This is a genomic window from Clostridium amylolyticum (assembly GCF_900142075.1).
Classification (GTDB): Bacteria; Bacillota; Clostridia; order Clostridiales; family Clostridiaceae; genus Clostridium_AA; species Clostridium_AA amylolyticum.
In genome coordinates, this window is record NZ_FQZO01000014.1 from 21,370 (window position 1) to 41,913 (window position 20,544).

At 32.1% G+C, this 20,544-nt stretch carries 15 protein-coding genes and 1 tRNA gene; 12 read left to right on the top strand and 4 right to left on the bottom strand.

Features of this window, described 5'->3' with window-relative positions; all coding sequences use genetic code 11:
* Positions 1-204: 204 nt before the first annotated feature.
* Entirely contained in the window at positions 205-1,398 is a 1,194-nt protein-coding gene (locus tag BUA82_RS19575; RefSeq protein ID WP_073012632.1) for a L,D-transpeptidase, read from the bottom strand.
* 152 nt (positions 1,399-1,550) lie between these two features.
* Between BUA82_RS19575 and BUA82_RS19580 the strand changes: the two genes are divergently transcribed.
* The 5 genes from BUA82_RS19580 to BUA82_RS19600 all read left to right on the top strand — a co-directional run bounded on the left by BUA82_RS19580 (position 1,551) and on the right by BUA82_RS19600 (position 8,605).
* Entirely contained in the window at positions 1,551-2,327 is a 777-nt protein-coding gene (locus BUA82_RS19580; RefSeq protein WP_073012635.1) for a DUF1189 domain-containing protein, read from the top strand.
* Between the two features lie 121 nt (positions 2,328-2,448).
* A complete protein-coding gene (gene pepT / locus BUA82_RS19585; protein ID WP_073012638.1) occupies positions 2,449-3,669 on the top strand; it encodes a peptidase T in 1,221 nt (406 codons plus the stop codon).
* Positions 3,670-3,699: 30 nt separating this feature from the next.
* On the top strand, positions 3,700-4,080 hold the full coding sequence (locus BUA82_RS19590) for a hypothetical protein (RefSeq protein ID WP_073012643.1): 381 nt from the start codon (positions 3,700-3,702) through the stop codon (positions 4,078-4,080).
* 217 nt (positions 4,081-4,297) lie between these two features.
* Entirely contained in the window at positions 4,298-5,461 is a 1,164-nt protein-coding gene (locus BUA82_RS19595) for an exonuclease SbcCD subunit D (protein WP_073012646.1), read from the top strand.
* 6 nt (positions 5,462-5,467) lie between these two features.
* Positions 5,468-8,605, top strand: a complete 3,138-nt coding sequence (locus BUA82_RS19600; RefSeq protein WP_073012649.1) for an SbcC/MukB-like Walker B domain-containing protein — start codon at positions 5,468-5,470, stop codon at positions 8,603-8,605.
* 218 nt (positions 8,606-8,823) lie between these two features.
* Here the strand turns inward: BUA82_RS19600 and rbr are convergent, their stop codons facing one another.
* Together rbr and BUA82_RS19610 are read right to left on the bottom strand one after the other, a co-directional pair.
* A complete protein-coding gene (gene rbr, locus BUA82_RS19605; protein WP_073012652.1) occupies positions 8,824-9,441 on the bottom strand; it encodes a rubrerythrin in 618 nt (205 codons plus the stop codon).
* A 91-nt stretch (positions 9,442-9,532) separates the two neighbouring features.
* On the bottom strand, positions 9,533-10,408 hold the full coding sequence (locus tag BUA82_RS19610) for a DegV family protein (RefSeq protein WP_073012655.1): 876 nt from the start codon (positions 10,406-10,408) through the stop codon (positions 9,533-9,535).
* A 386-nt stretch (positions 10,409-10,794) separates the two neighbouring features.
* Between BUA82_RS19610 and BUA82_RS19615 the strand changes: the two genes are divergently transcribed.
* From BUA82_RS19615 to BUA82_RS19640, 6 genes are all read left to right on the top strand, one after another.
* Positions 10,795-10,869, top strand: a tRNA-Arg gene (locus BUA82_RS19615).
* 117 nt (positions 10,870-10,986) lie between these two features.
* Entirely contained in the window at positions 10,987-11,415 is a 429-nt protein-coding gene (locus BUA82_RS19620) for a CBS domain-containing protein (protein WP_073012658.1), read from the top strand.
* Between the two features lie 93 nt (positions 11,416-11,508).
* On the top strand, positions 11,509-12,471 hold the full coding sequence (locus BUA82_RS19625; protein WP_073012661.1) for an acetylxylan esterase: 963 nt from the start codon (positions 11,509-11,511) through the stop codon (positions 12,469-12,471).
* Positions 12,472-12,560: 89 nt separating this feature from the next.
* Positions 12,561-12,875, top strand: a complete 315-nt coding sequence (locus BUA82_RS19630) for a YbjQ family protein (protein WP_073012665.1) — start codon at positions 12,561-12,563, stop codon at positions 12,873-12,875.
* Between the two features lie 164 nt (positions 12,876-13,039).
* Positions 13,040-14,161, top strand: a complete 1,122-nt coding sequence (locus BUA82_RS19635; protein WP_073012668.1) for a GntR family transcriptional regulator — start codon at positions 13,040-13,042, stop codon at positions 14,159-14,161.
* 76 nt (positions 14,162-14,237) lie between these two features.
* Positions 14,238-17,369 carry an alpha-mannosidase gene (locus BUA82_RS19640; protein WP_073012671.1) on the top strand — a complete coding sequence of 1,044 codons (3,132 nt, stop codon included), beginning with the start codon at positions 14,238-14,240 and terminating at the stop codon, positions 17,367-17,369.
* Between the two features lie 48 nt (positions 17,370-17,417).
* On the opposite strand, the gene BUA82_RS19645 is transcribed toward BUA82_RS19640, so the two are convergent.
* Entirely contained in the window at positions 17,418-18,422 is a 1,005-nt protein-coding gene (locus BUA82_RS19645; RefSeq protein ID WP_073012674.1) for a LacI family DNA-binding transcriptional regulator, read from the bottom strand.
* 505 nt (positions 18,423-18,927) lie between these two features.
* Between BUA82_RS19645 and BUA82_RS19650 the strand changes: the two genes are divergently transcribed.
* Positions 18,928-20,493: a type 2 periplasmic-binding domain-containing protein gene (locus BUA82_RS19650; protein ID WP_073012678.1), complete on the top strand. Its 1,566-nt coding sequence runs from the start codon at positions 18,928-18,930 to the stop codon at positions 20,491-20,493.
* Positions 20,494-20,544: the final 51 nt, after the last annotated feature.

The window sequence follows — 20,544 nt, forward strand, 5'->3', positions numbered from 1 at the left end:
ATGTAGGTATAAACCTATACATAAGAACTTTGGCGCCATTTATTTAAGCTTATCCCATAGCTAACTGCCCCTAATACTCCTACTTCTTTAAGTGGTGAAATAAGGGGCACTAAGCTCCTGGATAAGTTCTTCTAAGCTTCAGCTGGAGGCGTATTCCTTTTAAGCAAACGACCTCTGAAGCTAAGAAGAACTTGATGAAATTATCTATCTTACTACTACGGTAGAACCTTTAGTTAAATTATCATAAACCCATTTAGCATTTTCTATAGATAATCTTATACAGCCATGGGAACGTGGTTCTCCTAAGATGCTGTCTGTGACATTCTTTTGGGTTTTATCAAAGGGAAGGGAATGGAAAAGATAATCTCCATTTATTCTTACCCAATATTTTGCCCCATCATTATATTTTGGATTAAAAAACCACGTGTCCTTATCTCCATTAGTGCTGAATACACCCTTGGGAGTATCATGACCAGGCTTACCAGTGGAGCATTGAAACTGCTGAACTAATTGCCAAGAATCCTTTACGCCTTTAAATATATAGGTAATTTGGTTATTGGTACTTACCCAAGCAAGATAAGGAGTTTTGCTGGACAACCCTAATGCGTTAATATGATTTTCTATGCTAGAAGATTCTTTAAGGTTTGAGGCTATGTCATCTAGAGTTAAAACTGCCTTAGCATTGGTGGATATGGATTTGCTGTTTTTTGCTATATAATCCGCCCTAAGGGTTTTGTATTCTTCAATTTTGGCATTAAACTCTTCATCAAGAGGAACATATTTTTTTATGCTCTCTAGGGTACTAATAGCTTGAGAATAATACTCTTTTGAAGCATAGTCTGAAGAGGTTTTAATCAATGACCTTTTAAAACCTTCCAAGGCTATGCTTTTATCATTTGAAGCTTTGCTATGTATAGGGGAATAGCTAGGTATATTATCAAGGAGCTTTAAAGCTTCTTCAAACTTTTCATTATTTATGTGATTTACAGCATTATTGTACATTTCATTAGAGCTTTTTATGCTGGGTAAGGTAGCTTTTATCTTTTCTATTTTATCTTTGTCTGCACCTAATTTTTTAAAGTCTTCTAAATAATCAGTATATGCATCTTCAGAGATGTTTTTATTTGAATATTTTGTAGTTAATTCATTGATACAATTATTTAATATTAGGTCTTTATCTTTATTAAAAAGCAGCTTTTTAAAAATATTTAGCTGGCTTTTGTTATTTTGAATATAATCTGCTTTTTCATAGTCAGATGAAACTAAAACATCTTTGTAGGTAATAGTGAGCTTATTATAAGAAACAGCAGAATAAGCTATATATAAACTAAAAGCTACAATGGAAAGTATAAGTAATAATCTTTTAATTGGGCTTTTATAATAAATACTTTTAATCATTATTCCCTCCGCCTATATAAAAATAAAATATATTTATATGAGTAATTATAACCATGGGAGGAAAAAATAATCATATTATTTTTTATTTGTTGAATATAAATTCTCTTACTACGGCAGAATAATTAATAAAATTGTAAAGCAGGGTGTTATAAATGAAGTTTTCCAGCAAGCTTATTAAGAGCATTACAGATATTAAAAAGTATAATTACTTCAGAATGCTCTCTTTAAAATCTACCTTACTCTATTTATTTTTTGTTACTTTGATATTTGGTTTTATAAGCTATATACCTCAAGCTTATAATTATTATACTTTTTTAGATATTCTAGAAAAAGAAATAACTCACAATTTTCCCGATTTCACTTTTGACGGAAAAGAGCTTATAATACAAGGTAAACAGCCAACGGTGCTTATGTCAGCCAGGAACATTCCAATATACATAGATACTACCAATAAAACCTCAGAAGGAACAATAAAAGATTATGAAAAGGTGGTAGCTGTATTCTCCGATAAAATAATATATAAAACATCAAATTATAAGATAGATGAGTTTAATTATGATATATTCAATAACTATAGGTTTAAAAAATCCAGCTTTACCTCTATGATATATTCTTTTAAAATGGCCTCATGGTTAATAGTTATCCTAGGACCTTTAATGTTTTATGCCATGAATTTGTTTATGGCTTTTTCTGCAGCCATAATTGCCATACTCTTTAATGCTGTTTTCAATGGTGAATTAAGCTTTAAAGAAATATTTAATATATCCATCCATGCCATGACTCTTCCTATAATAATAAACTGTTTAGTGAGGATAGTTTATATGGTAATACCAGCAGTAAATTATGTGCTTTTTTTCATAACTTTGGTTTATATATATTTTGCAATAAAGTATATATCATATAGAAAACAAATAATTGAAACGGTATAATTATTATATAGAAATTATATTTTTTCTTATGGTATAATTTGGATATGAGAAATATAATATTAGGTTTTAATATTTAAAATTCATAATAAGAAATATATATTAATAAACGAGGAGTGATAATGTGTCAAATTTATTAGAAAAATTTTTAAGATATGTAAAGGTAGAAACTAAATCTGATGAGAACACTGGTACTACACCCAGTACTAAAGGACAATGGGATCTTGCAAAAATCCTTGTAGATGAACTAAAGGCCATGGGAGTTGAAGATGTAACCTTAAGTGAATATGGATATGTTTATGCTTCTATACCCTCTAACATGGATAAAGAAGTTCCTACTATAGGCTTTATATCTCATATGGATACATCACCAGACATGACAGGGGAAAATGTAAACCCACAAATAGTTAAAAATTATGATGGAGAAGATATAGTACTTAACAAAGAATTAAAGGTAGTGTTATCTCCAAAACAATTTCCCGAGCTTTCAAGTTATAAAGGCAAGACTTTAATTACCACTGATGGAATCACTTTATTAGGAGCAGATGATAAGGCTGGGGTTTCAGAAATAATGACAGCAGTGGAATATATAATGACTCATCCAGAATTTAAGCATGGAAATATTAAGATAGGTTTTACTCCTGATGAAGAGATAGGAGAAGGAGCAGACCATTTTGATGTTGAGTTCTTTAATGCTGATTTAGCTTACACCATGGATGGAGGGCCAGAAGGAGAGCTAGAATGTGAAAACTTCAATGCTTCTGGAGTAAAGGTTAAAATTAATGGAAGAAATGTTCACCCAGGCTCTGCAAAAAATAAAATGATAAATTCTATGCTTATAGCTAATGAATATTTAAATAATCTTCCAGAGGAAACACCTTCAAATACTGAAGGATATGAGGGCTTCTACCACTTAATAGATATTAAGGGAGAGGTTGAAGAAACAGTAATGTCCTTTATTATAAGAGATTTCTTTAATGATAGTTTTGAAGCAAGAAATAATAAGATGGAAGAAATAGCTGCAAAATTAAATGAAAAATATGGACAAGGCACCCTAGAAGTTACTATAAAAGAGCAATATAAAAATATGAAAGAAAAAATAGAGCCTGTTTGGTATGTAGTGGAAAATGCTAAGAAGGCTATGGAAGAAGTAGGAGTTATCCCTGAGATAAAACCTATCAGAGGCGGTACCGATGGAGCAAGATTATCCTTTATGGGACTTCCTACACCAAACATATTTACTGGTGGAGAAAATTATCATGGTAAATATGAATTTGCTTGTTTAGAAACCATGGAAAAGGCTGTGGAAGTAATATTAAAAATAGTAGAAGTATATACAAGATAGCTTTATTAAAAAAGTAAGGAGTAGATTATTTTGAAAAAAAGCAGGTTTAGAAAGCTGCTGGTAATATCTTTAATTATATTTACAGTAATGAGATTTGCTCCTTTATTTGCCCCAAATAACAGTTTATCTGCTACAGGGAGAAACTATGATATAGATAGATTGGTTGCATACCAAGATATAAACTCTGTATTTATATTAAGATCACTAAAGGATAAAAATTCAGTAAGCTATTTGGTTTTTGCCTTCCTTTTGTTTATTATATCTAGAAATCTTATTGGCAGATTATATTTTTTTCTTAGAAATAAAAACTATATAGCGGATATAAGAGTATATTTTAAAAGATTTAATATAATGTATTTTAATGGGAGCAAGTATAAAGATGTACCTTCTTTTTCAGTATTAATGCTGTAAAAGGGGGTGAGAATATGTCTTCTATGGATATAACTATAATAGTTGTAGTAGGCATATTTTTAGTTGGTGGAATATTACTTAACGTAATTTCCTCTAAACACAATGATAAGTAAGCTTGTATATTGATAAACACTGAAGTATTAGGCGCCTTGTAAAGTCATATTTTAAGCTTTATAGGGCGCTTTTATAATTAATAATTTTAGTTAGGGTGATTAGGATGAAGTTTATTCATACTGGAGATTGGCATATAGGAAAGATAGTAAATGAATTTTATATGACTCTTGACCAGGAATATATATTAAATCAGCTTATAGAGCTTATAGCCATAGAAAAACCGGATGCTCTAATAATTGCAGGAGATTTATATGATAGATCTGTAGCTCCTGTAGAAGCGGTAGAGTTATTAGACAGGACTTTTAGCAAGATACTGTTAGAGCTTAAAACACCTATTATAGCCATAGCTGGAAATCATGACAGTCCTGAACGCTTAGGTTTTGGCAGCTCTATATTAAATGCTAAAGGACTTTATATAGAAGGAATATTAAAGGAAGACATAACAAAAGTGGTGCTTCAAGATGAATATGGGCCAGTAAATTTTTATCTTGTGCCTTATGCAGATCCACCGGTGGTTAGGGCGTTATATGGAAGAGAAGATATAAGGTGTCATGATGATGCCATGAAATGTATTATAGAAAATATAAAACAAAAGATGCAAGAAAATGAAAGAAACGTTATGGTATGTCACGGCTTTGTAATAGGCTGTGAAGAACCAGAAATCAGTGAATCTGAAAGGCCTCTTTCCATAGGAGGCACTGAATACATAAAGGCTGAATATTTTAATGCTTTTAATTATACTGCCTTAGGACATCTTCATGGACCTCAAAAAGTTGGTGGTGATAACATAAGGTACTCGGGATCTCTTATGAAGTATTCTTTTTCAGAAGTAAAGCATAAAAAGAGTGTAACCATAGTTAACATAGATGAAAAGGGTAAGGTTTCAGTAGATTTAAAGGAGCTAAATGCAAAAAGAGATATGAGAAAAATTAAAGGCTCTTTAAAAGATCTGCTAAACCCAGAGGTTTATAAAGGTACAAACCTTGAAGATTACATAAATGTTATACTTACAGATGAAGGGGAGATATTAGATGCTATAGGTCAGCTTAGAGCTGTATATCCAAATATCATGATGCTTACAAGAGAAAATAGCATTAGAAATAATGAGCCTTCCAAAACAGCTGCAGCTTTAGGATATAAACAAAAGAGTAAGTTAGAACTTTTTAATGATTTTTATACTAACATTACAGGTCTAGAATTTAGTGAAGATAAAAAGAGTGTTATGGTAAATGTACTGGAAAAGGTTGAAAAAGAAGAATGGGGGTAAGAAACAATGAGACCTTTGAAACTTATTATGTCAGCCTTTGGACCCTATGCTGAGGAAGAAATCATAGATTTTCAAGTGTTAAAGGATAAAAAGATATTTTTGATTACAGGACCTACAGGAGCAGGTAAAACCACTATATTTGATGGTATATGCTATGCTATTTACGGTAGAGCCAGCGGTGATGAAAGGGAAAGTGAAAATTTTAGAAGTGATTTTGCAGAAGATGATAGATTAACCTTTGTAGAACTTTGGTTTCAGGTAAGCGGTAAAGAGTATTATATTAAAAGAATACCTCAACAAAGAAAGAAAAAATCTCGAGGAGAAGGTTATACAGAGCAAAAATCCGATGCGGAGCTTTTACTTCCAGATGGAAAAGTGATTTCAGGAGTAAATGATGTAAAGGATAAGATCAATGAGATATTTGGTATAAGCTATGAACAGTTTAAACAGATTGTAATGATACCCCAGGGAGAATTTAGAGAGCTTCTAAGCGCTAATAGCAAAGAAAGAGAAGCCATATTTAGAAAGGTCTTTGGAACCTATGCCTTTCTTAGGGTACAAGAACTTTTGGATAATAAGGCTAAAGAAATTGCCATTAGTATTAAAAGCTTTAAAGAACAGAGAGATACTAATATAAGAAATCTTCAATGTGGTGATAATGAGGAGTTTAAAGCTCTTAAAGAAGCAAAGGACTTAAATGTAACTGAGATATTAAAACATGCACAAGAAAAGATTCTGGAAGATGAAGGCAAAAGAAAAGAAATAACTGATAAAATAAGTATTTTAGATGAAGAAATTAATTCCCTGCAAAAGCAAAGGGCTCAAGCCATAGAAAACAATAAGAAATTTCAGGATAAGGAAGTATTAGAAAAGAGAAAAATTTCTTTAGAAGCAAAGCAGGATTATTATTATAACCAAGAATATGTGTTAAACAAGGCTCGTAAGGCTTTAAGCATTAAAGGGAAAGAAGATTATTACCATAATAGATGTATTAACGTAGAAAAAAGACGGGAAGCCCTTTCAGAAAGTGAAAATAAACTTAAAGCTTCCTATAGAATGCTTATTAAAGCTCAAGAAAACCTTAAAGTTCAAGAAGGGAAAGAAGAAGACAGAAAGAAATTATCTGCAAGGATAACAGAACTTAAAAAGGATATAGACAAGGTTAAGCAATACGAAGAAAAGAATAAGAATATTCAAGGGATTAAAAATAACTTAATTGAAAGTAAAAATAATAAAGATAAAAAATTAGAGCTTATAGAAATTCTTAAGAAAGAAATAAGCCTTATATCCGATAGTTTAGAGAAGCTTAATAATACTGCTCCTAAACTAGTGGAAAAGAATAATGAATTAAAAGAAAAAGAAGATATTAAAAATAAATTGGATAAGCTTCATATAGAGGATAATAAGCTTACGGAAATTAGAAAAAAATATATTAAGTGCAAGGATGAGTTTTTTAAATTAGAAATAATCTATAAAGAAATAAAAGCTAAGTATGAATATATGGATGAAATATTCAAAAAAGGACAAGCTGGTATACTAGCTCAAAAGTTGGAGGAAAACGCACCATGCCCCGTATGTGGATCCTCCCATCATCCTTCTCCTGCAGTGATGATAGAAGGGGTTCCCACTGAAGAGGAGCTTAAAAATACTAAAAATATATATGAGGAAAAAAATAAAGAATATCATAAGTATTTAGTGGATTTACAAGGATATAGAACTCAAGGCATAGCTCAAAAAGAAGTGGTAGATACCATAAAGAATGAGCTAAAGAGCTTTATAAGTCAGGAGATTAAAGAGCTTGAAAAAGAAGAGCTTACAGCTTTTGTAAATAATGAAATTAAGTTGATAAATGGAGAAATTGAAACTATTAGGTTAGAAATAACGCATTTAGATAAGTGTCAAAAGCAGCTTAAGACAGATACCGAGAAGCTTAAGGATTTAAAGGAAAAGCTTATAAAAGAAGAAGAAAGTTTAAAAGAAGTAGAAAAAGCCTATCTACAGGCTTATGGTATCTTTGAGAGGGAATCGGAAGTTATTAAAAGACTTAAGGAAGACATGCCTCAAGGAATAAATACCCTGAAAGACTTTATGTTAGAAATAAATAATTTAGAAGAAAGATTTAACTTATTAGAAAGGGCTTATAAAGAAGCACAGGAAGCTAATAGCAAGGCTAATGCGGGTTATGCCGCAGCTCAAGCAGATAAGGCTGTTAAGGATAAGGATCATGAAGCATCTAAATTTGAGCTTAAAGAAGCTTTAAAGGATTTTCAAGAGGCTGTGAAAAATTGTGGCTTTGAACATAAGGAAGATTATGAAAAGCATAAGCTTAAAGAGGAAGAAATAAGCAACCTGGATAAGGCCATTAAAGATTACAATGAAGAGCTAAAATCTATAAGAGATAGATTTGAAGAGGTAATCAAATCCTTAGAGAATATTGAAATAGTAGATATAACTTTATTAGAGGAAAAGGAAAAAGGAGTTAAAGAAAATAGAAGAGTGCTTTTAGAAGAGGATAAGCTTTTATTTTCTAGGATGGATAATAATAAAAAGCTGTTAAAAGAAATTATTAAAACACAAGAGGAAATAAGTGATAGAGAAGAAAGTTATCTTACTATAGGAGAGCTAGCCAGAGTGGCTAAAGGGGATAATAAAGAAAAGGTTAGCTTTGAAAGATACGTGCTGGCAGCTTATTTTGATGATATCATTGAAGCAGCCAACATGAGGCTTCAGAAGATGACTTCCGGAAGATATTTACTTAGCAGAATTAAAGAAAGGGGTAAGGGAAATGCTCAGCAGGGATTGGAGCTGGAGGTATATGATAACTATACCGGGAAAGCCCGCCATGTTAAAACCCTTTCTGGGGGAGAAAGCTTTAAAGCTTCCCTATCTATGGCCTTAGGACTGGCGGATGTGGTTCAATCCTACGCTGGAGGTATAAGCTTAGAAACTATGTTTGTGGACGAAGGCTTTGGAACCTTAGATCCTGAATCTTTGGATAATGCTATATCTTGTCTTATTGATCTTCAAAGTTCAGGAAGGCTTGTAGGTATAATATCACATGTACCTGAACTTAAAGAAAGAATAGATGCTAGGCTGGAAATTACACCTGGAATGCAGGGAAGCCATGCAGAGTTTATCCTATAGCTAACCGCTCCTAATTCTCCACTTATTTAATTGGTGGTATAATGAGCGCTAAGCTTCTGGATAAGTTCTTCTAAGCTTCAGCTGGAGAGGGTATTCCTTAGTCCATCTGGAGCTAAGAATCACTTGATAATTTAGAAGGTTAATAAAATAAGGTCTGTATCTCATTATATTTACTTAGAGATACAGACCTTTATCTTCATATAGCATTCCTTATTGATTTATTTTTCAACTGTTCCCTTATCTCTATCAGCATAAGGTTCTTCTCTTAATGGTTCAAAGTATCCCTTTGGATATTTGCATGCAGGACAAGCGCCTGGTGCTTCTTTACCTTCATGGATATATCCGCAGTTTGCGCATTTCCAGAATATAGACTCTTCTCTCTTATAAAGAGTATCTTCTTTCATATGATAATAAAATGCTAAGTATCTTGATTCATGTCTTTCTTCTACTTCGGCAATTTCGTTAAAAGAATGAGCTATTTGAGGAAAGCCTTCTTCTTTGGCTATTTTTGAGAAGTTAGGATATAATGTTCCCCATTCTTCTTTTTCTCCATCTGCAGCGTATTTTAGGTTTTCAAGAGTAGTTTCCTTACCAATAGGATATTCTGCATCAACTTTGATATGAACAGCTCCAAGACCTTCTACAAGATAATTGTAGAAAACTTCAGCATGGGCTCTTTCATTATGGGCTGTTTCACGGAATACATCTGCTATATAGTTATGTCCTTCCTTTTCAGCCACTGCAGCATAGTAGGTGTACCTATTTCTTGCTTGAGATTCTCCTGCAAATGCCTTTGCAAGATTTTCAGCAGTTTGTGTACCTTTAAGACTCTTCATTTAAAAAAACCTCCTTATAATTAAAACAGCTCCTCTTAGTTTAAGTATGAGCTATTAAATTTATGCATAAATACAAGGCAGGATAGTAATTTTAAGGATTACGGGTATCTCCTAAGAAGAATAGTGCAAGGGTTCCTGGTCCTGAGTGAGATCCTATGGCAGGTCCGATAAAATTAATAATTATATCTTTAACTGCATATTTTTCTCTTATCATGGAAGCAAGAGTTTCAGCATCTTCTATGCAATCTCCATGGCTTATAAATATAACTTGCTCTTCAGGATTTACAATATGCTTTTCTAGATTTTCAAATAATTCTTTAATGGATTTTTTTCTTCCTTTAGCTTTAGAAACAGGTATTAACTGACCTGCATCATTAACATGCATAACAGGCTTAATGGCAAGAAGACTGCCTACAGCAGCTGCTGCTGCAGATATTCTTCCCCCCCTCTTAAGGTGGTTTAAATCATCTACAGTAAACCAATGTATGGCTTTAAGTTTGTTGTCTTCTACCCATTTTACTATTTCATCTTTAGAAGCACCCTTCTTTAATAATTCATAGGCATGATGAACAATAAGCCCCACACCCATGGAAGCTGCTTTTGTGTCAATAACAGTGATGTCAGCTTGTGGATAATCTTCTAAAACCTCTTCTCTTGCTACTAAAGCGCTGTTATAAGTTCCGCTAAGAGCAGAAGAAAAAGCAAGATAAATTACTGATTTACCTTCTTTAGCATACTTTTTAAATTCCTCACTAAATCTATAGGAATTTATTTGAGCTGTAGTAGGCATTTCACCTTCTCTTACAGCAGCATAGAACTCTTTATATTTAAGAGTTTCACCAAAATCCTCTAAATATTCTTGCCCTTTGAAGTTACAAGCAATGCCTAGATAGGGTATATTATTGCTCTTTATATATTCTAGTGGTAAATCACAGCTAGAGTCTGTCATTATAATAATGTTATTCATGCACAACTCTCCTTAAATTAATTTATAATAATTATTAGTCCAATTATAATCATTATAATATTAATTACAAATTAAATACAGTATATCAATGAAAAACCTGCCATTATTAAGATTATTGTGCTTTAACTACAACATAATTCTAGCATAGTAAAAATTATTATTGTTACCAAATAAATAAAGTTAATATTTTATTTACCATAAAAGGTATTGTGTTATTAATAAACTGTCATATAAACTAGGTTGTAGTTATAATTTAAATTATTAATGAAATATTAAGCCTTTAAAAGGAAATTTTAAAATTCAATGGGTATAAATTCCACCATAAAAATAAATTGATTTTACCGCCTCATTGTGCTAATATATCTATGTTAGTTTAATATAAATATGGGGTGTTAGTTAAATGGATATAACATGCGGCTACGGACCGCACATTGTGGGTTCGATTCCTACACGCCCTGCCAAAGCTCTTGAAGAAATTCAAGAGCTTTTTTCCTCTTTTTATTAACCCAATATAATAAAAAATTTTTTTTAGGTAAAACTAAATTGGAGAATAGGTGATTATAAAGGAGGAATTTTAGATGAGAGTAAAGGATGTTATGACTAATGATGTAGCTAGTTTAAAGCCAGAGGATAGTATAGAAAGAGCAGCTGAGCTTATGAAGGAATTTAATATAGGATCATTGCCAGTATGTGAAGGAAAAAAGGTAATTGGTATAGTAACAGATAGAGATATAGCACTGAGAGCGGTAGCAGAGGGGAAAGATAATAGAAATCAAACAGTTAAGGACGTTATGTCATCAAATCCTGTAGTTATAGACTCCCAAGCTGATGTAAAAGAAGCTGCAAAGTTAATGAGCGATAATCAGATAAGAAGAATCCCTATAGTAGAAGCTAATAGTTTAGTAGGCATGGTTTCCTTAGGTGATATAGCTGTAGAGCCTCATCTAGAAGATAATGCTCAAGATGCCTTAAAGGACATCTCTGAACCTAGTATACCCAATAGATAATTTAAAAAGACAAGATTTACATTATTAGTAAATCTTGTCTTTTTATTTATGATATTATAAATATAAATATATTTAGTAAAAGGGGAAAAGCACATGGGAGATAAATATAATTATATAGAAAAAGCATCAGAGGGTTTATTTGATTATTATCCACCTTTAACTAGGCAGGAAGATTTTGATGAGTTTTGGAAAAGTACTATAGAAAAGGCAAGAAGCGTACCACTAAACTCTACTTTAAAGGAGTATGATTATCCAAGTTCTTATGTAAAGGTATATGAAATAAATTACAATGGTTTTGACGATACTAGGATTCATGGATGGTATATGGTACCTGACTTTGTAAAGAAAGAAAAATATCCTTGCATTATTCACTATCATGGTTTTGGAGGAAATGCAGGAAGTCCATCTGATTTTATGAAATGGATTATAATGGGGATAGCTGTAATATCTATAGATTGTAGAGATCAAAGTGGAAAAACTGTAGATAATGGAAAATACTCTAGCGGATATAAAAATAATGTGGTGTGTAAAGGTATTTTAGATAAAGAGGAATATTATTTTAGAGCTGTTTATATGGATTGTCTAAAGGCAATAGATTTCGCTTATGAACAAAAAGAAGTGAACAAAGAGAAGATTATTATAGCAGGAGGAAGTCAAGGAGGAGCTCTGGGGATGGCAGTATGTGCTTTAGATAGCAGACCTTATATGGCTATGGTGGATGTTCCCAGCAACAGTAATCTAGAGAAAAGAGTGGAAGGTGCTCACGGTGCCTTTAGCAGCGTTACTGAATACTTAAAGGCTTACCCGGAAAAAACAGATAAGGTTCTAGAAACCTTAAGCTATTTTGATACCATGAACATGGCACATAAGATAAAATGTAAGGTTTTAGCTTCTGTAGCACTAAAGGATAATGTGTGCCCAGCAAAATATTATTTTGCTACATACAACAGAATTCAAAGCCCTAAAGAGATAAAGATATATCCATTTAACGGTCATGAAGGTGGAAGAGAAACTCAGAACGAAATAAAGTTAAAATTTTTAAAGAAAAATATATAGTTTTCTTCACGGGATGTTTTTTATAATGTAATAATATATTATAATAGATATTATAAATAGTAATTATTTCATTTTTAGGAGGAATTTATATGCATATTTCAAATTTAAGCTATGTACCAGAAAAAGAACTAGAAGTATTAAATATGGTAGATGGAGTTTCAGTATATTCAAAACATATAGGTAAAGACCTTATGGCAGGTTTTAAAAATATGGTAGGAGGAGAGGTAAAGAGTTATTCGGAAATGGTAGAAGATGGTAGAAAGTCAGCTTTTGAAAAGATGGTAGCAAAAGCAACCCAACTTGGTGCAGATGGGGTTATAAATGTAAAATACTCTATGACCAACATGGCTCAAGGTTCTACTTTAGCGATTATTGCCTCTGGAACAGCTGTAAGATTTAAGTAGTTTTAAAAGGATATTTTATAGGGATTCAGCTCATAATTAATGGTGAGCTGAGTCCCTATTTATTTTTATAAATTATTTTTTATTTTTTATTGAAATTCTAAGTATAATATACTATATTAAAATATATAAGGTTAAATGATATATCATTTAGGAGGAGGGAGCTTATGCAGGAAGAAAAAAAGCCTCTTTATAGTCAAATAGTAGATTATTTGTTAGGGCTTATTAAAAATAAGGAAATACTGCCTGGTGACAGACTTCCTACAGAACTAGAGCTTATGGAAAAGTTTGAAGTTAGCAGAATAACAGCTAAAAGAGCTTTAGAGGAGCTTAGAAGCATGGGGCTTATATACAGGAAGAAGGGTCATGGAAGTTTTTTAAATGAGCAAATAGCAGTAGAGAACAGCAATGAGAATAGTCAAAGTATAATATCAATGATTATTCCTTATGAAAATTCTACAGGAAGATTTATTGATTATATAAGAGGAGCAGGAGATTATCTTTACTCTAAGGGATATTTTTTATCCATAAACTGCACTGATGGAGACGACATAAAGGAAAGAGATTTTCTTATGAATATTATGAGCAGCGGTATTAGCGGACTTATATACTACCCCACCAATAGGATAACTAATTTTGATATCCTAAGCACCCTATACATAAAGAATTTTCCTATAGCTCTTATTGATAAATACTTAAATTCTTTACCCTTAAGCTATTCGGTTTCAGACAACTTTAAGGGTGGATGCGATGCTTGTAGTACTCTTATTAAAGAGGGACACAGAAATATAGCCTTTCTCTCCAGTGTGAATATCGAAGGGGTATCTTCAGTAAGAGATAGGTTTTTAGGATACTGTAAAGCTTTAAGAAGCCATGGTATAGAAATTGATAATGAATTTATCATAGATGATTTTTTAAATTCCGTTTATGGAGAGGATTTTGAAAAAAATAAAAAAGATAAAATCACATCCATAATAAAGACACTCATGGAAAAGGGAGTAACTGCTATAGTATGTGAAAATGATTACACAGCACTAGATATAATGAAACAGTTAAGTGATTTAAAACTTCAAGTACCTAATGATATATCATTAGTAGGTTTTGATAACTTGGAAATATTAGAACAGTTCGGTATATCCTTAACCACCATAGAGCAAGATTTTTATGAAATAGGAAAGAAAGCTGCTGAAATAGTGGTAAATTCCATAGAAGGAAGGGCTAATGATCAAGTTAAAGAAATAATACCCATGAAGCTTATTAAAAGAAATTCAATTAAAAGTTTAAGTTAATAATTAAATTATCAATAATGCTAAAAATCAAGTAATTAAACTACCTAAATAAATAAAATTTTAAAGGAGATAAGCTATGTTTTATGCATTAGAAAGAGTTCAAAAGATATGCTATGAATTAAAAAATTATGTTTACACTAATAAGTTACAAATACAAGACTACAAGGTGATGGAAGGTAACTTTTTAGGGATGGAAGGCATAAACAACGCAGAAGGTGAATGGAAAGACTTTCATGTGGGAGATTTATGGGGAGGAAGAGATTATCACTGCTGGTTTAGAACAGAAGTGACAGTACCAGAAGAATTTGCTGGAAAGGTAGCAGCTCTAAGCTTTAAAACCTTTGATGAAGGTTGGGATGCTATAAATCCTCAATTTATACTTTATATAGATGGAGAACACATTCAAGGTATAGATATAAATCATAGAGAAGTAATAATATCTGACTCTGCAGAACCAGGAAAAACTTATACCATAGATCTTCATGCTTACAGCGGACTAGTGGCAGATAGAAAGTCTACTTTATATGGAGACTTGGTAACCATAGATAAAGCGGTAAGAGAGTTGTACTTTAACTTACAAGTGCCAGTATGGGTATGCGAAAAGTTAGATAAGGAAGATAAAAAGAGAATAGACATGCTTGCAGTGTTAAACGAAGCGATAAATATTCTTGACTTAAGAAAACCTTTTTCCAAGGAATTTAATGAAACTGTAAATAAAGCTAACGAGTATTTAAGAACAGAGTTTTATGAAAAACTATGTGGGCATGATGAAATCATAGCTACTTGTGTAGGACATACACATATAGACGTAGCTTGGCATTGGACAGTTGCTCAAACTAGAGAAAAGGTAGCTAGAAGCTTCTCCACAGTATTAAAGCTTATGGAAGAATATCCAGAGTACGTATTTATGTCCAGCCAGCCACAGCTTTATAAGTTCTTAAAAGAAGATCATCCTCATGTTTATGAAAAGATAAAAGAAAAGGTTAAAGAAGGAGTTTGGGAACCAGAAGGAGCTATGTGGTTAGAAGCAGATTGTAATGTAACTTCTGGAGAGTCCTTAGTGCGTCAGATATTATTTGGAAAGAGATTTTTCAAAGATGAATTTGGAGTAGAAAGTGAAATACTATGGCTTCCAGACGTTTTTGGATACAGTGCAGCTCTTCCACAGATACTTAAGAAATCTGATGTTAACTACTTTATGACCACTAAAATAGCTTGGAATCAGTTTAATAAAATGCCTTACGACACCTTTATGTGGAAAGGTATCGATGGAACAGATATATTAACTCACTTTATAACTACAAAAGATCCATATCAACCTAAAGACTCACACTTCACCACTTATAATGGACAAATACATCCAGGTGCTATCATAGGAGCTTGGGATAGGTATCAACAAAAGGAAATAAACAACGATGTGCTTGTATCCTACGGCTTTGGAGATGGCGGTGGCGGAGCTACCTATGAAATGTTAGAAGTGGCTAGAAGATTAAACAAAGGTATCCCAGGATGTCCTAAGGTAGAGATGGGAACTTCTAAAGATTATTTTAAGAGATTAGAAGAAAAAGTAAAAGATCATAAGAGACTACCTAGCTGGGTGGGAGAATTATACCTAGAGTACCATAGAGGAACTTATACTTCCATGGCTAGAAATAAGAGAGACAACAGACTAAGTGAAAACATCTATACCTCTGCTGAAAAGATTAGCTCTTTAGCTATGCTTCTTGGAAAAAATTATCCTCAAGAAAGACTTAATAAAGGATGGGAAACTATACTTTTAAATCAATTCCATGATATTTTACCAGGTTCATCCATAAAGGAAGTTTATGATGTTACCAAAGAAGAATATAAGGAAATCATAAAGAATGGTAAAAATGTTTTATCTGATGCTGTAGAGGCTGTAGGTTTAAATATATCTTTAGATAATAAGTCTTTAGTGGTATTTAACACTTTATCCTTTGAAAGAAAAGACATAGTAGAATTTGAAATACCAGAAGGAATAAGCAATCCAATGCTTATAGATACCGATAATAATGAGATAGTATGCCAAAAGGTAGAAGGAAACAAGGCTATATTCTTTGCTGAAGGAATACCTGCTATGGGATATAAAGCTTATACCATAGTTGAAGCTTCTAATAAAGAAAATACTTCATCTATAAAGTTAAGCCCTGAAGCAGCAGAAAATAAGTTCTTTAAACTTAATTTAGATGAAAAGGGACAAATAAAATCCTTCTTTGATAAAGAAAATAACAGAGAAGTACTAAAGAAGGGAGAAGTAGCTAACGCTCTTCAAGCTTTTGAAGATAAACCTATGAACTATGATAACTGGGATATTGATATCTTCTATCAAGAAAAAATGTGGGCTGTTGATGATGTTCAAAGCATAGAAGTGGTAGAAAGAGGACCTGTAAGATCTGCTCTTAAGATAGAAAGAAAGTTCTCAGATTCTATAATAGTTCAACATATGTATGTTTATAATGATATAGCAAGAATAGACTTTAAAACCTATGTAGATTGGAAGGAACACCAAGTTCTATTAAAAACTGCCTTCCCTATAGAGATAAACACTAATAAAGCTACCTATGAAATACAATATGGAAATGTGGAAAGACCAACACATCACAATACTTCCTGGGATGTAGCTAGATTTGAAGTAGCAGGACAAAAATGGGCAGACCTTTCAGAAGGAGATTTTGGAGTAAGCTTATTAAATGACAGTAAATATGGACATGACATAAAGGATGGAGTAATGAGATTAACCCTTCTAAAGAGTGGTATTGAGCCAAACTTAACCACTGACCAAGAAGAGCATTTCTTCACTTACTCAATATATCCTCACGGTGGAGACTGGAGAGAAGCAAATACAGTTCAAATGGCATATATGCTTAATAACCCAGTGGAAACAAAATTTGAAGATGCTCATGAAGGCAAGCTTCCAAAGTGCCTTTCCATGGTTAAGGTTGATAAAGATAATGTTATCGTAGAAGTGGTTAAAAAGGCTGAAGACAATGATGACATCATAGTTAGAATGTATGAATGCTACAACAAGAGAACTAAGGTTAGTGTAGAATTCTTTAAAGACCTTAAGGGAGTAGTAGAATGCAACCTTATGGAAAGAGATCTAGAAGAAATAGCATATGATAAAAATAGCTTTAATTTTGAAATTAAACCTTATGAAATTAAGAGCTTTAGATTAAAAGTTCAATAATAAAAAAAAAAGATGCGTGATTTATTGAACGCATCTTGTTTTTTTATACTAAGATATATCTTTAACAGAGGTTCTCTCTATTAGTTGTGTGCTTAGCATTATATCGGCATAAGGGCTATCAGGGTTTTGTATCCTGTAAATAAGAGATTCCACAGCTTTTTGACCTATGCTTTGTTTAGGAACATCTATGGTAGTAAGCTCGCTATAAAGAAGCTCGGGGATATTATCAAATCCTACTACGCTTATATCTTCAGGAACTGACATATTCATTTCTTTTAAAGCTTTAATAAGGGTAAGGGCAGTGTTGTCGTTGACGCATATCCAAGCTGTAGGGAAATCCTTATTATTTATGCTGGATTTAATTTTACTTTTAAAATAATCAGTCTTTATATACTCTGCTTCCATCCACAAGTATTCTTCCCTAACAGTAAGATTAAACTCCTTCATATATTTTAAATAAGCTTCATATCGCTCTATAAAGCTGTAAGCAGATATAGAGTTGCTTATAAAACCTATATTTCTATGACCTTTAGTATAAAGGTGCTTAAGGAGCTTATATATGCCATGTTTATTAGATATGTTTACATAATCACATTCAATTTCTTCACTAAAATGATCTACTACCACAAAAGGTATATTGGAAGCTTGAACCTTTTTAAGTAATGTATCACTGATGGTTCCTGCAATTATAAAGCCATCGCTTAGATGAGACATTATAGCGGATAATGTTTCAGGATTATGCTCCTTAGTTTCATCAATGCTTACTATACTTAGTTTTATTTTGTTTTGGCTGGCATAACCGCTTATACCGTATAGAACTTGGGACCAGAAGGTTACATCAGATAAAAAGGTATCTCTACATAATACTGTAATACCATTAATGGTGTCATCCTCGTCTTGGAAGACTTTTTTATAACCCATTTCTTCTGCCAATGTACATATTTTTTTTCTTAATTCTTCACTTACACCAGGAGCACCTCTAAGAGCTTTGGAAACAGTGTTGGTTGAAACGTTTATTTTGGTAGAAATGTCCTTTAAAGTTATTTTAGACAAAATTAATCACCACACTTAGTTAATTTCTTTAATTTTCATAATAAAAAACCGAACATATTTAAACAACCTTCGACAGATATAGTTTAAATTAAAATAGAATGAAAATCAACATATATTTGAAAATATTAGGAAATATACAAGATGATATCAGTTATAAATTAAAGTTATTAACTTTGGTTTAAAGGGTTATTAAAAGATTATTTAACTGTAATTAACTATAATATTATGTAATGATTAGGAAACATTTCATTAAAAATTATTAATAAATATGATTTTATACAGTATTATTATATTTGATTATAGGGCATATGTAATACTTTACAATGAAAAATAGTTAATTAATAAAAATATTAATTTTAGTTATTGTATTTTAAGTTATAGTGAGTTATAATTTAATCGTATTCATAAGGTTAATAACTTAATATATATAAGTTATAAAATCATATTTATAACCTTAAGATTTTAGTTAAATAACCATACAATATATTATAAAGGGGGAAACAAAATGAAAAGTAAAAAGATATTAAGTCTTTTACTTGTAGCTTCAATTTCAGTTTCAATATTTGCTGGTTGTAGCAAAGGCAATACTAGCAAGGAGGATAATAGTACACCAAAGATATCTATGACATTAATGGCTGGACCAAAGAAGCCAGATACTTGGTTACAAAAAGAGGTTAGTAAAAAATTAGGTGCTGATCTTGATTTTATAATGCTTCCAGGGTGGGAAGAAAAAAATACTAAGACAAACCTACTTATGCAAGATAATGATAAGAGACCAGATGTATTGTGGTTTAATGGTATGGCAAATGAGTATAAGCAATGGGTAGAAGCTGGACTTCTTGTAGACGTTTTACCTTTATTAAAAAATACTAAAGATAAGAACATGCTTAAGAAGTTTACTCCTGAAATATTATTCCCTTATTATGACAATGGTAAAATATATAAGCTTCCTACAGACATAAATGGAAATGGTTCTACCATGAGTACTTTTGTTAGAAAAGACTGGCTAGATAAATTAGGATTAAAAGAGCCAAAAACTTTAGAAGAGTTTATAAATGTAGCAAGAGCCTTTACAAAGAATGACCCTGATGGAAATGGAAAAGCAGATACCTTTGGTTTTGGAGGACAAAACTCTGGTGGTATGGACTGGAGAGCCTTTGCACCAGTATTTTATGCTTATGGATATGCTCCAGAATTCTTTGGAAAATATACCGATGGTACTATGAAGCTTGGAGGAACTACTCCAGAAATGAAAGAAGCTTTACAAGTATTAAGGGATATGTATAAAGAAGGATTAATAGAGCCAACTACCTTCACTGGAAATGATTTTGGTCAATTAATATCCAAGAGTAAAGTAGGTATGTTCTACAGCTGGCAAGGATATGCTGATGATGAAGATGCTACTACAAAAGCATTAAAAGCTAACGTGCCAAATGCAAACTTATTACCTATAGAAGCTATAAAAGGACCTAAAGGTTTAAGTGGTGAATATCCAGAACCAGCAGGATCTTGGTGTTACATATCAGTAACTAATAAAGCAAAGAATCCACAAAAAGTAGTTGATGTTCTTGATAAGATGATGACTCCTGAAATAGGATTGCTTAATGAGTATGGTGAAGAAGGAAAACATTATACTATGGAAAATGGACAACCTAAGAGAACTATATCAGAAGAAGAAAAGAACAATTTAGGGTTAGGATCACTTGGTTGGATTTGGTTTGGTAAGCCTTTCTTAGAAAAGACTGAAAAGATGAAAAAGTTAGGTGAAGACAGAGCAAAAGCTGCTAATGAAACAAGAGAAAGAATACACCACTTCAGCTTAAGCGCTAGAGATAACATGCCTACATATATGAAACATGCTACAGAGATAGATGACCTTATGAATGAAGTTTTTGTAGGAGTTATTACAGGACAAAAACCAATGTCTGAGTATGATAAATTCGTAGAAACATATTATAACAAGTTTGAAGGAAAACAAATAGAAAAAGAAGCAACAGACCTTGCAGCTAAAGAAAAGACAGCCTTTGAAGATTTCAAGAAGGTATATGACAAAGAGTTAAAAGTTAATTAATTTATAAAACCTAGGCTAAGGCCCAGTTGTAACATTTTGTAGTCTTAGGCT